Genomic DNA, 13,270 nt, shown 5'->3' with positions numbered 1-13,270 from the left:
GCCCGCTTCGCAGATCGCGCCGATCACCCGTGCAACAGCGCTTGCATGACGGCGGCAAAGCGTGCGGCGACACGTTCGCGCGCCACATGGCGGCCATCGCGCACCACCCACTGCCCGGCACGCCAGACATGCCGCACCGCGCCAGCGCGTGCGGCGAACAGCCAGCTGTCGAGCAACGCATCGTCCGTGCGTGCCAGCAGCGCCGGATGGGTGTGGTCCAGTTCCAGCAGGTCGGCCGATGCACCGACGCAGATCCCGGGCTGCCCACTCCCCAGCGCCTGCGCCGCGCCGGCCAATGCGCTGCTGTACAACCAGCGGCCACTGGAGGTGTCGGCGGGCGCCAGCACATTGCGCGCGCGCAGCTGCAGGCGCTGGCCGTATTCGAGCAGGCGCAGTTCTTCGGCCGCATCGATCAAGACATTCGAATCCGAGCCCACACCGAAGCGCCCACCGCGGCTGGCGAATGCCTGCATCGGGAACAGGCCGTCGCCGAGATTGGCCTCGGTGATCGGGCACAGGCCGATCACCGCGCCACTGCTGATGATTGCGTCGAGCTCACCCGCCTCCACATGCGTGGCGTGCACCAGGCACCAGCGCGTATCCACTGGCGCATTGGCGTACAGCCACTGCACCGGGCGCTGCCCCGACCAGGCCAGGCAGGCTTCCACCTCGCGCTGTTGTTCGGCGATATGGATGTGGATGGGGCCATCCACCAGCGGCACCAGCGCGGCGAGCTGCGTGGGCGTTACCGCGCGCAGGCTGTGCGGCGCCAGCCCGAGCACCGCGTCCGGCAGTGCCGCCAGGCTGCGCGCGCAGTCCGACAACAGCCGGGCAAAGCCGTCGATATCGTGGATCAGCCGCCGCTGCGCAGGGTTCGGTGGCGCCCCACCGAAATCCGAGTGCGCGTAGAACACCGGCAATAGGGTGAGGCCGATGCCGGTACCCGCGGCCGCCGCAACAATGCGCTCGGCCATTTCGGCGGGCTGCGCGTACGGCGCGCCGCTGACGCTGTGGTGCAGATAATGGAATTCGCCCACGCGGGTGAAGCCGGCTTCCAGCATTTCCACATACGCCTGCTCGGCGATGGCCTGCAGGCTGTCCGGGTCCAGCCGGTCGACGAAGCGATACATCAGCTCGCGCCAGCTCCAGAAACTGTCGCCGCTGCGCCCGCCCACTTCGGTCAGCCCGGCCATGCCGCGCTGGAAGGCATGGCTATGCAGGTTGCCCAGCCCGGGCAGCAGTACCTCGGCACGGGTATCGGTGGTGGCGGGCGCGGCCTGTGCCTGCACAGCGGCGATGCGCCCGTACGCCAGGGTGATCCGCACGTCGCTGGCCCAGCCATCGGGCAACAACGCCCGGGCCGCCCACAACGCTTGCACTGGTTGGTCTGCCACTGGACACCCTCGGTTGCCGACTCTATTGTATATACATATCAGACCACACAGGCCTGCGCCATGCATTGCGACGTCCTTTGGCACAACGCGCGGTTGATGACGCTGGACGCTGGCGACGGCGGCCTGGGCAGCGTGGACGATGGTGTGGTCGCCTGCCAGGACGGCACCATCGTCCACGCCGGGCCGGCGGCCGATGCGCCGCCGCTACAGGCCACCCACACCCACGATTGCCAGCGACGCTGGATCAGCCCCGGCCTGATCGACTGCCATACCCACCTGGTGTACGCGGGCAACCGCGCCAATGAATTCGAACAACGCCTGCGCGGCGCCAGCTATGCGCAGATCGCCGCGGCCGGCGGCGGCATTGTGGCGACCGTGCGCGCGACGCGTGCCGCCGATGATGCCGCCTTGCTCGCCGCCAGCCTGCCGCGCCTGGACGCGCTACTGGCCGAAGGCGTGACCACGCTGGAGATCAAATCCGGCTACGGCCTCACGCTGGAAGACGAAATCAAGCAGCTGCGCGTCGCGCGCCAGCTCGCCACGCTGCGGCAGGCGAAGGTGGTGCCTACCTTCCTGGGCGCGCATGCGGTGCCGCCCGGCGCGCAGGCGCAAACCTATATCGATGCGGTGTGCCAGGAGATGATCCCGGCGGTGGCGGCGCAGGGCCTGGCCGAAGCGGTGGATGTGTTCTGCGAGCATCTGGCGTTTTCGCCGGCGCAGGCCGAACAGGTATTCGTCGCCGCGCAGGCGCACGGGCTGCAGATCAAGATCCACGCCGAGCAGTTGAGCAACCAACACGGCGCCGCGTTGGCCGCGCGCTACGGTGCCTTGTCGGCGGACCACATCGAATACCTGGACCAGGCCGGCATTGATGCAATGGCGCACGCCGGCACCGTCGCAGTGCTGTTGCCGGGCGCGTTCTACTTCACCCGCGACACCCAATTGCCGCCGATTTCCGCATTGCGTGCAGCCGGTGTGCCGCTGGCGCTGGCCACCGACTGCAACCCCGGCACCTCGCCGCTGACCAGCCCGCTGCTGGCGATGAACATGGCCGCCACCTTGTTCCGCATGACGGTGGACGAATGCATCGCCGGTTTCACCCGCGAAGCGGCACGTGCGCTCGGACGGGGCGACCGGCTAGGCCGGCTGCGCGCCGGCATGCAGTGCGATCTGGCGATCTGGGACATCGACGCGCCGGCCGATCTGGTCTACCGCATGGGCTTCAACCCTCTCCACACCCGCGTTTGGCGCGGGCATCCTTGCTGACCCGGAGTCGTCATGAGTGCGTCTGTTGTGTTGCAGCCCGGCCAGGTCACCCTGGCGCAGTGGCGTGCGCTGTATCGCGGTGCCGAAGTCACCCTGGACCCTGCCTGCGCGCAGGCGGTGCTGCGTAGCGCGCAGACGGTGGAGGCGATCGTGGCGCGGGGCGAGCCGGTGTACGGGGTCAACACCGGCTTCGGCAAGCTGGCCAGCGTGCGGATCGAACGCGACGATCTGCAGACCCTGCAACGCAATATCGTGCTCTCGCACGCGGCCGGCGTCGGCGATCCCACGCCGGTGCCGGTGGTGCGGCTGATGATGGCGCTCAAGCTCACCAGCCTGGCGCAGGGCGCCTCGGGAATTCAGCCCGATACGCTTGCGCTGCTGGAGGCGATGCTGCGCAAGGGCATCACCCCGGTGGTGCCGTGCCAGGGCTCGGTGGGTGCGTCGGGCGACCTGGCGCCGCTGTCGCATCTGGCCGCGGTGATGATCGGCGTGGGCGAGGCCTTCGTCGGCGATCAGCGCCTGCCGGCGGCGGACGCGCTGGCCCAGGCGCAGCTGCAGCCACGCGTGCTCGGTGCCAAGGAAGGTTTGGCGCTGCTCAACGGCACCCAGTTCTCCACTGCCTGCGCGCTGGCCGGCTTGTTCGAGATCGAAACCGTGCTGCAGGCCGCGTTGGTCACCGGCGCGCTGTCGGTGGAAGCAGCCAAGGGCTCGGACACGCCGTTCGATGCGCGCATCCATGCCCTGCGCGGGCAGCCTGGGCAGATTGCCACCGCTGCAGCGCTGCGCGCGCTGATGGCCGATTCGAGCATCCGCGAATCGCACCGGCTCGGCGATGTACGCGTGCAGGATCCGTACTGCCTGCGCTGCCAGCCACAAGTGATGGGCGCGGCACTGGATGTGATGCGCCAGGCCGCACGCACATTGGAAATTGAAGCCAATGGCGTGTCCGACAACCCGCTGGTCTTCAGCGATACCGGCGAGGCGTTGTCCGGTGGCAACTTCCACGCCGAGCCGGTGGCATTCGCGGCCGACATGCTGGCCCTGGCGGTGTGCGAAATCGGCTCGATCAGCGAGCGCCGCACCGCGATGCTGGTCGACCCGGCGCTCTCGGGCCTGCCGGCGTTTCTCACCCCGCGCCCCGGCTTGAATTCGGGCTTCATGATTCCGCAGGTGACCGCCGCCGCGCTGGTCTCGGAGAACAAGCAACGCGCCTATCCGGCAAGCGTCGATTCGATCCCGACCTCCGCCAACCAGGAAGATCACGTGTCGATGGCCGCGCATGGCGCACGCCGCCTGCTGGCGATGGCCGACAACGCCGCGCACGTCATCGGCATCGAACTGCTGGCCGCCGTGCAGGGCTGCGATTTCCACGCGCCGTTGCGCTCCAGCGCCGCACTGGAAGCCGCGCGTGCACTGCTGCGTGCACAGGTGCCCACGCTGCAGGACGACCGTTACTTCCATCCGGACATGCTGGCCGCCAGCGCGCTGGTGCGCTCGGGCGCCCTCGCCACTGCGGTGGGCATTGCGCTGCCTGGCGTGGAGCTGAGCGCATGAGCCGGCCCATCGCGTCGCATTGCAGAGCGCGCGCATGAGCGCCCTGCCCGACTGGCTGCACGTGCAGCGCGGCAACGCACCGCTGCTGATCAGCTTCCCACACACCGGCACCGACCTGCCGGAGAGCGTGGCCAACCACTTCGTTTCGCCATGGCTGGCCTGCCGCGATACCGATTGGTGGGTGGATCAGCTCTACGACTTTGCGCAGAGCCTGGGCGCCACCACCGTGCGCACGGCGGTTTCGCGTTCGGTCATCGACGTCAATCGCGACCCGAGTGGTGCCTCGCTGTATCCCGGCCAGCACACCACCGGCCTGTGCCCGTTGACCACCTTCGACAATCAGCCGCTGTACCGCGATGGGCAGGCGCCGGATCCGGCACAGATCGCGTTGCGGCGCACGCAATGGTTCGACCCGTATCACGCTGCGCTGGCCAATGAAATTGCACGTCTGCGCGCACTGCATCCGCGCATCGTGGTCTATGACGCGCATTCGATCCGCTCGCACATCCCGCACCTGTTCGCAGGCGAATTGCCGCAGTTCAACATCGGCAGCAACGACGATGCCAGCTGCGATCCGGCGCTGGCCGATGCGGTGGAACAGCTGTGCCGAAGCAGCGGCTCCAGCACCGTGCGCAACGGCCGTTTCAAGGGTGGCTGGATCACCCGCCACTACGCGCAGCCGGATCAGGGCGTGCACGCGCTGCAGATGGAGCTGGCCTGCCGCGGCTACATGCAGGAACCGGAACAGATCACACCGGACACCTGGCCAACGCCGTGGCAACCGGTACACGCAGCCGCACTGCGCGCCGTCTTGCGGCATGTGTTGCGCGCCTGCCTGGATTTCGCCGCGGGCGCCACGCCCGCCGCTCACCGTTGATTGAAGGACCTTGGCATGACCCGTCACGACTCCACCCGCGTCATCCGCGCCGCCACCGGCACCACGCTTACCGCCAAGAGCTGGCTCACCGAAGCGCCGCTGCGCATGCTGATGAACAATCTGGACCCGGACGTGGCCGAGCGTCCGCAGGAACTGGTGGTCTACGGCGGCATCGGCCGTGCCGCGCGCGACTGGGAATCCTTCGATGCAATCGTCGCCGCGCTGACCCGCCTGGACGATGACCAGACCCTGTTGGTGCAGTCGGGCAAGCCGGTCGGCGTGTTTCGCACGCACGCCGATGCGCCTCGCGTGCTGATCGCCAACTCCAACCTGGTGCCGCGCTGGGCCAACTGGGACCACTTCAACGAACTCGATCAAAAGGGCCTGGCCATGTACGGCCAGATGACCGCCGGCAGCTGGATCTACATCGGCGCGCAAGGCATCGTGCAGGGCACCTACGAAACCTTCGTGGAAATGGGCCGCCAGCACTACGCCGGCAATCTGGCCGGCAAGTGGCTGTTTACCGGCGGTCTCGGCGGCATGGGCGGCGCGCAACCGCTGGCGGCGGTAATGGCCGGCGCCTCCTGCCTGGCGGTGGAGTGCCGCCGCTCCAGCATCGACATGCGCCTGCGCACCGGGTATCTCGATACCTGGACCGATTCGCTGGACGAGGCGCTGCGCCTGATCGAGGAGTCGTGCACCGCGAAGAAGCCGCTGTCGGTCGGCCTGCTCGGCAATGTCGCCGACGTGCTGGACGAACTGCTGCTGCGCGGGATCAAACCGGATCTGTTGACCGACCAGACTTCTGCACACGACCCGGTCAACGGCTACCTGCCGCAGGGCTGGAGCGTGGAAGAGTGGGACGCAAAACGCGTGAGCGCGCCCAAGGAAGTGGAAGCCGCTGCGCGCGAGTCGATGGCCAACCACATCCGCGCCATGCTCACTTTCCACGCGCTGGGCGTGCCTACCGTGGATTACGGCAACAACCTGCGGCAGATGGCGCTGGAAGCCGGCATCGATAACGCATTCGATTTCCCCGGCTTCGTGCCTGCCTACATCCGCCCGCTGTTCTGTCGCGGCATTGGCCCGTTCCGCTGGGTTGCGCTCAGCGGCGACCCGGACGACATCGCCAAGACCGACGCCAAGGTCAAGGAGCTCATCCCCGACGATGCGCACCTGCATCGCTGGCTCGACATGGCAGCCGAAAAGATCGCCTTCCAGGGCCTGCCAGCGCGCATCTGCTGGGTGGGCCTGGGCGATCGCCACCGGCTGGGCCTGGCCTTCAACGCCATGGTGCGCAGCGGCGAGCTGAAGGCGCCGGTGGTGATCGGCCGCGACCATCTGGATTCGGGCAGCGTGGCCTCGCCCAATCGCGAAACCGAAGCGATGGCCGACGGCTCGGACGCGGTCTCCGACTGGCCGCTGCTCAATGCCCTGCTCAACACCGCCAGCGGCGCCACCTGGGTGTCGCTGCATCACGGCGGCGGCGTCGGCATGGGCTTTTCACAGCACGCCGGCATGGTCATCGTCTGCGACGGCAGCGAGGCCGCCGACAAGCGCATCGAACGCGTGCTCTGGAACGACCCGGCCACCGGGGTGATGCGCCACGCCGATGCCGGTTACGCCATTGCAACCGATTGCGCGAAGGAAAAAGGGCTGGATTTGCCGAGCATATTAGGCTAAAGCAGACTTGGCTTTACTAATACACTGAGCATCTGGTCGATATAAAATCACCCATCTAGATGCGCTAATTTTGGTTCCACTTGAGGCTACGGTCTCTACACTAAAGCGCGCCGCCGTGCATTTAGTGGCATCAGACACCCTCCACAGCCATTAATTTCGCACTAGGAACATTCGAATAACGCCCGCCTAGAATTATCTTATGCAATTATTCCCCCTTAGCCGCAGGTGCATTTGATACTAACTTCTTACCCGCTCGCCCAATTTTTTTTGAAATTTGCTCACTTAGCAGATGCTTTAACCGCCGCCCCTCCAGCACCCACCTTTTTTGCAACAATCTTTTTTACACTTTTAGTGGGCTTCTTAGCACCCTTCTTTACGGAGGCTCTGCTTGAACCAGCAACAGCCTTCTTTTTTTTCGCCTTAGCGCCCTGAACATCGCTCAATTCAATTTTTCTTTTACTACTGGGCTTTGTCTCAGAAGAGGAATCCCGCCCGCTTCGCTTAGCCACCATTTTCTTAGCCTCAAATCCCTCTCCTTCATATCTATCAAGAAATCCATCTTCCACCTTCGGCAGCTTCCTTAGGTCCGAGGCTTTAAACTGAGATACCTTAGGAATCATCTCTCGAACATTTGGACGTCGACGGAAACCAGTGAATAGCGCATAATCCACAATAAATGCCTCGTACTTCTCCCCCGCACTATCTGGCGTAATGGACTGATGGATCAAGTGAACCAGGCGAAGGTCACTTAGTTTTCGGACAAGCTCGCGCTCTTCACTGTCTTCGCTTTTCAAAAGAAAAGCGTTTATTTTGTTGATGTCAAGACAATAACGCTCCAGAGCCCTGATCATAATATCAATCCTACTAACGTCTCCTCTAGCATCATCCCGCATTTCTTGGAATTTCTTCTGCCCAAACTCACCAATTGCTATATTTACATCTGAAACGGTAATGCTCGAATGACCATTCCTTTGCGAATGTTCAAGGGCGCGAGCAAACATTTGCAGGAAATCCCGTGGCACACCAGCGTTGGCCCAGACGAGACGCTTGAAAGCAGCCTCAGGAATAACGCGTTCGCTCACAGAATAGCCCACCGCATTGAGAAAGCTAGACAATATGGCGCGCAAGTGTCTTTCAGCTGCCTCGGGGTTCTCCAACGTCAAATCAAGTGATATTTCCTGTGCATCGCCTGGAATTTGAAGTCCGACCCTGTTCGTTGCTGAATAATAATTAATAAGACTTCTGACGCCTGCTACTTTTAACCATCCAGAAGCCCCTTTCATTGCACTATTTAGAAAATGCAGGAGTACTGGTTGTACATCCGCATCAATCACATGATAATCGTCGAGAAAAAAATAGACATCACCGCCAACAAATTTTGCAATGGACCTAATAACCCTTTTCAACCGCGGCAACACCTTTTCAGGGCTGCCAACTGAATTTAGCTGAACTTCGATTTCCAGAAGATCTCGCCCTATGACCGAACCTTCCTGCTCAAACTCAGGACTCAGCTCTCGCAACCTACTCACAACATCTAACGCCACGTCTCGAATGGCATCGTCCCCGTAGCTAGCCGAATATACTTGCATGTCTAGCGCAATTGAAGCTGCACCAGAACGTGATAGCAACTCTCTAGCGCGCACGATCAAAGTGGATTTACCAACTCCACGACGCCCCAGAACTATATGCGTGGCTGCTTGAGCCAGCACATGATCTTCTCGATTTTGAAACGGCACATATGGGACTATGAAATGATTAGCGGCCCCTCCTTCCGTCAATGTTCTTGTAGACCGAGTAAGTAAAGTTAGAAGGCAATTAGCTTCTAATGAGCCAGGAAACTTCTTGGCAGCTCGTTCACGAAGCCGCAGGCGCCCACGAAATGGATTATGCTCAGAAAGAGCCGCCTGAGTTGAATTAAGCGCCGAAATATATAAAGGTGCAGCCTTCCCAACAACAAATGACAGAAACTCTTCAGGCCCGACGTATTCCCTTATCGCGTCGGGGAGTCGTGCACCAATACTCCCTTCGAAAATTCGCCTTGCTTCTTCGATAGAGGCTTCATGGCCAATTTCACTCATTACAAAATCCTTCCATATTTATTTGTGATGTAGAGCCGAGAGGAAGACGCAACATGACCAGCGGCTCTTACCGCATCGATCGAAGACATGGAATAGGATGCTGCTTGGTCAGACCAATTATCGTAATCAGCACGCAGCCTACAGGCATATAATTCCGTTATTAATCTAGAAACCACTTGCCTGTCAGGAAAGTCTTCCGGAAGATCAGACGCCGCTTGATGATCGTCCCCCTTCAAGCTAACCACGCCATTGGCGATGTAACGAACGCCTTTCGAAAAATTATATGCCGCGTAGTAAGATTTTGAATAGACAGCGCGAGTCATCCCTACTTTTTTGGCCATTCTAGCCTCACGAAGATGACTTCCACCCAATTTTAGCCATCGGACACCGATGTATAAAGCTTGCCTACTTATTTGATGTGAAGCATCCTCGTTCACATATTTTTTAACTTTCGCGGCCAATTCATGGTAATTCCTAGTTTGCTGCACAAACTCAAGCTGCGAATGGCGGGGACGAATCACGAACACTCCTTTGCCGATTTCATCACAAGCTAGCGTAGTTCGCAGATAGTACCAGCCTGCGGCATCTCTGGTTTGTAGCTCGCGCTACTGCATGGCCTGAAATTTTCTCTCAAGATGCGCACATCTAGGCCGACAATGTATGCAACGTTTCGAGGAATCCCCATGGGCATCCTGATCTACCTGGTGCCTGCATTCGCACTCTGGGCGCTGATCGCGACCGGGCTGGCATTCGTGCGTGGCCGCCAGCTGCGTGCCGAATCCGGCGAGCTTGCCAGTACGCAGGACAGCCTTGGCCGCTATCAGGCGGCGCTGTCGCAACTGAAGGCGCGAGCGGCGGCCACCACGCTGGAACTGGAATCGCTGCAGCGTAGCTATGCCGTGCTCAAGCAATCGCTCGAACAGCATGAGCAGAACGCCTCCGAGCAGCAGGCAGCCGCTGCCGGCCAGGTGATTCCCATGGTGCTGGTGCGGCGGCTGGATATCGCCAGCGAGATCGGCACGCTGTTCGCGCATGTGGCGCGCGTGGCGCGCAGCCTGCGTCGCTACAGCGCCTATAGCCGCGGCCACAACGCACCCGAGCCTGCCACCGCGCGCTACGACCTGCACTGGCTTGCCGATTGCCTGCACAGCTTCGATCAGATCGGTCATGCGCTGGTACGTGGCAATGTCGCTGCGCTGATCACCGCCTGCCAGGATCTGCTATCGATGTACGAGCACTACCTGAAGGATGGCTCCGGCTACAACAGCCGCGACACCTTCCAGCGCCTGAGCAACGATGTGCCGCTGTCCGAGGCCACCGATGCGATCCGCTCGATCATCGTCAAGGCGACGCTGGCGCAGGATGTGCGCGATGCGGTGCAGGACGAGGTGGCGGCGAACGTTGGGTGATTCGGGAATCGGGAATCGGAAATCGGAAATCGGAAATCGGGAATCGGGAATCGGGAATCGGGAATCGGGAATCGGGAATCGGGAATCGGGAATCGGGAATCGGGAATCGGGAATCGGGAAAGCCTGCGGCCTGATGCATCATGTGGGCAAGCGCTGGGCAAGATTAGCGTTGTCTTGCCGAGATAGCTGAGCGCTTGCCAGATGTGCTTCAAGAAAAAAGCGCACCGCTTGCGGTGCGCTTTTTCGTGCTTCAACGGTCCTGAGTCACTGACGAATGGTGCGATCCCTCTTAGCTGCCGGAGGACGACTCACGGGTGAAATCAGTATGTCTGCCTGCATTGCACACTCCGATTCCAGCCACCAACCACGTGGCATGGCGTCTGCCTGTCGTTAGCAGCCGCCCCCGCTCGTCTCCGACATCATTGCGCCTTCTGCGGTAACGCGTAGGCGATCAACGCATCGCCTGCCGGGGTCTCCATGAAGTGGTGCCCGCCGGCCATGATGACCAAATACTCGCGGCCACCGTATTCGTACACCATCGGGTTGGCTTGGCCGCCGGCCGGCAACTTGGCATGCCACAGCTCCTTGCCGGTGGCCAGATCGATCGCGCGGATCAGGTCGTCGGTGGCTGCGGCAATGAAGATCAAACCGCTTGCCGTCACCACCGCGCCACCATTGTTCGGTGTACCGATTTCGATCGGCAGGCCGGAACGGATGCCGAACGGGCCATTGCCGCGCGCACTGCCGAACGGGCGGTCCCACAGCGTCTTGCCGCTGGCCAGATCGATGGCGCGGATGCCGCCATACGGTGGCTCCTTGCACAGCAATTTGGTGAACGGCAGACGCCAGCCGGCATTGACGTTGACTGCATACGGCGTGCCGGTCTGCGGGTCGCCTGCGCCTTCCGCACCGCCCGCATCGCCACGCACTTCATCGCGCGGTGCCCAACCCAGCTTGTCGGCCTTGGCGCGCGGCACCAGCAGGTTGTAGTTGGGCATGTCGTTGTAATTGGCCACGATCACACCGCGGTGCGGATCTACCGCCACGCTGCCCCAATCCGAACCACCGTTGTAACCGGGGTACTCGATCGAATGCCGGTCCGCTTCCGGCGGCGTGTAGATGCCCTTATAGCTGGCCTTGCGGAACTGGATACGGCAAACCAGCTGGTCGATCGGGGTCATGCCCCACATGTCGCGTTCGGTCAGATCCGGCTTGCGCAACGTGTGATACAGCGAGAACGGCTGCGTCTTGGCACGCATCTGCGGCTCCACGCCACCGCCTGGCACCGCACGCTCTTCCACGCCCACCAGCGGCTTACCGGTGCGCCGATCCAGGACATACAGCTCGCCCTGCTTGCTCGGCAACAGCACCGCCGGCACGTTGACGCCGTCCTTGGGGAAGTCGATCAGGCTCGGCTGCGAGCCCAGGTCGTAGTCCCATGCATCGATGTGGGTGGTCTGGAAATTCCATACCGGCTTGCCGGTGGCGACATCCAGCGCCACCAGCGAGGTCGCGTAACGGTTTTCCTGCGGCGTGCGCGAGCTGCTCCAGTAATCGGCGGTGGAATTGCCCATCGGCAGATAGACATAGCCCAACTGCTCATCGGCTGCGGCGGTGGTCCACATATTGGGCGTGCCGCGCGTCCAGCTCTGGCCCGGCGGCGGTGCGCCGTTCCATTCCGGATGCGTCATGTCCCAGGCCCAGCGCAACTTGCCGGTCACCGCATCGAAGCCTTCGATCACACCGGAGGGCTCGTAACGCTTCTGCCCGTCGAGCACCTGATGCCCGGTGACCACCACGCCGCGCACGATGGCCGGCGGCGAGTTGATCGAGATGTAGCCAGGTGGCGTCTCGCCCATGCCGACGGTGATGTCCACCTGGCCGTTCGTGCCGAAGTCCGCGCATGGCGTCCCGGTGCGCGCATCCAATGCGATCAGGCGCCCATCCAGCGTGCCTTCGATCACGCGCGAACGGCAGAGCGTAGGCGCCGTCGCCGCCTGCGCCGCGGCTGCGTCATTCGCGGCCGGCGCCGACGTTGGCACTTCGTAATACGACACCCCGCGGCAGGCTGCGGTGTATGGAATGGCCTCGTCCTTGACCTTGGGGTCGTAGCGCCAGCGCTGCTTGCCGGTGGAGGCGTCCAGCGCGATCACCTGATTGCGCGCGCTACACAGATACAGGCTGTCGCCCACCTTCAACGGTGTGGTTTCAGCGCCCCAGCGCTTGGTCGGCACATCGCCGGTATGGAACACCCACGCCTGCTGCAGCTGGCTGACATTGTCGCGATTGATTTGGGTGAGTGGCGAATAGCGCTGCCCAGCCTGGCTGCGTCCATATGCGGCCCAGTCGTCATCGACCGGCGCATTGGCGGGCTGTGCCGGCTGTGCGCCATCGGCGGGGCGATTGACCACACCTGCGGCGATGCCTGCCACCTGCGTCAATGCACCCTCGGCCTCGGTGATTCCGAACGGCACGAAGGCCAACGCAAAGGCCACCACAAACACCACTGCCAGTCCGCCAGCCACGCTGCGCGAGACGGCGCGCGACACCGGGCGCTCGAGCTTGGGCAACAGCAGCGCCAGCACAAACGCCAGGCCCACGATCAATCCAAGCCGCGGCACCCAGCGCCAGTAATCACTGCCCGACTCCCACCACGTCCACAGCAGCGTGGCGACCACGACGGCGGCAAACCACCACGCGCCGGCATTGCGGCCGCGGAACAGCAACACGCCAGCGATCAGCATCGCCAGGCCTGCCGGTGCGTAATACCAGGATCCGCCCAGCGCGGCGAGCCACGCACCACCTGCTAGCAGCACCAGCCCCAGCAGCACAATCACGCCTCCCAAAATCGCCAGGGCCCAATGGCCGCGACGGGAGGGACGAAGCAATGTCGACATCAGTAGTTCCTCTTTGCATCTGCGGCCAACGCAACGTTGCCGCACCGCGAACTACCTTCGACCCGTTTTTGTGAAAGACCTGCGTTCTTTGCTGACATGTTCTGTCAACAAT

The 13,270-nt window shown here is 62.6% G+C and carries 9 protein-coding genes; 5 read left to right on the top strand and 4 right to left on the bottom strand.

All coding sequences use genetic code 11. The features are described 5' to 3' along the window. Positions 1-23: 23 nt before the first annotated feature. Positions 24-1,379 (bottom strand): formimidoylglutamate deiminase, encoded by a 1,356-nt coding sequence (locus ACCQ01_RS08595; RefSeq protein WP_372358895.1) that lies wholly within the window; start codon positions 1,377-1,379, stop codon positions 24-26. Between the two features lie 75 nt (positions 1,380-1,454). Between ACCQ01_RS08595 and hutI the strand changes: the two genes are divergently transcribed. The 4 genes from hutI to hutU are packed head-to-tail and all read left to right on the top strand — an operon-like array spanning position 1,455 to position 6,774. Then, complete coding sequence (gene hutI / locus ACCQ01_RS08590) at positions 1,455-2,660, top strand: imidazolonepropionase (protein ID WP_228432842.1); 1,206 nt, start codon at positions 1,455-1,457, stop codon at positions 2,658-2,660. Positions 2,661-2,672: 12 nt separating this feature from the next. Next, complete coding sequence (gene hutH, locus ACCQ01_RS08585; protein WP_228432843.1) at positions 2,673-4,214, top strand: histidine ammonia-lyase; 1,542 nt, start codon at positions 2,673-2,675, stop codon at positions 4,212-4,214. A gap of 34 nt (positions 4,215-4,248) precedes the next feature. Then, on the top strand, positions 4,249-5,091 hold the full coding sequence (gene hutG, locus ACCQ01_RS08580) for an N-formylglutamate deformylase (protein ID WP_228432844.1): 843 nt from the start codon (positions 4,249-4,251) through the stop codon (positions 5,089-5,091). Positions 5,092-5,106: 15 nt separating this feature from the next. After that, positions 5,107-6,774: a urocanate hydratase gene (gene hutU, locus ACCQ01_RS08575; RefSeq protein ID WP_228432845.1), complete on the top strand. Its 1,668-nt coding sequence runs from the start codon at positions 5,107-5,109 to the stop codon at positions 6,772-6,774. Between the two features lie 278 nt (positions 6,775-7,052). Here hutU and ACCQ01_RS08570 read toward each other — a convergent pair whose 3' ends face one another. Further along, positions 7,053-8,852: a P-loop NTPase family protein gene (locus ACCQ01_RS08570; protein WP_228432846.1), complete on the bottom strand. Its 1,800-nt coding sequence runs from the start codon at positions 8,850-8,852 to the stop codon at positions 7,053-7,055. Then, positions 8,852-9,373 carry a hypothetical protein gene (locus ACCQ01_RS08565; RefSeq protein WP_228432847.1) on the bottom strand — a complete coding sequence of 174 codons (522 nt, stop codon included), beginning with the start codon at positions 9,371-9,373 and terminating at the stop codon, positions 8,852-8,854. The genes ACCQ01_RS08570 and ACCQ01_RS08565 overlap by 1 nt, the downstream gene beginning before the upstream one ends. Positions 9,374-9,535: 162 nt before the next feature. Here ACCQ01_RS08565 and ACCQ01_RS08560 point away from each other — a divergent pair, with 162 nt between their 5' ends. After that, positions 9,536-10,261, top strand: coding sequence for a hypothetical protein (locus ACCQ01_RS08560; RefSeq protein ID WP_228432848.1), 726 nt, complete (start codon positions 9,536-9,538; stop codon positions 10,259-10,261). Positions 10,262-10,680: 419 nt separating this feature from the next. On the opposite strand, the gene ACCQ01_RS08555 is transcribed toward ACCQ01_RS08560, so the two are convergent. After that, positions 10,681-13,158 carry a glucose/quinate/shikimate family membrane-bound PQQ-dependent dehydrogenase gene (locus tag ACCQ01_RS08555; RefSeq protein ID WP_228432849.1) on the bottom strand — a complete coding sequence of 826 codons (2,478 nt, stop codon included), beginning with the start codon at positions 13,156-13,158 and terminating at the stop codon, positions 10,681-10,683. Between the last annotated feature and the right edge of the window lie 112 nt (positions 13,159-13,270).

This window comes from Xanthomonas sp. NCPPB 4037 (assembly GCF_041475695.2).
In the GTDB taxonomy this organism is placed as follows: Bacteria; Pseudomonadota; Gammaproteobacteria; order Xanthomonadales; family Xanthomonadaceae; genus Xanthomonas; species Xanthomonas campestris.
This window is presented reverse-complemented; position numbering and strand designations above follow the sequence as displayed.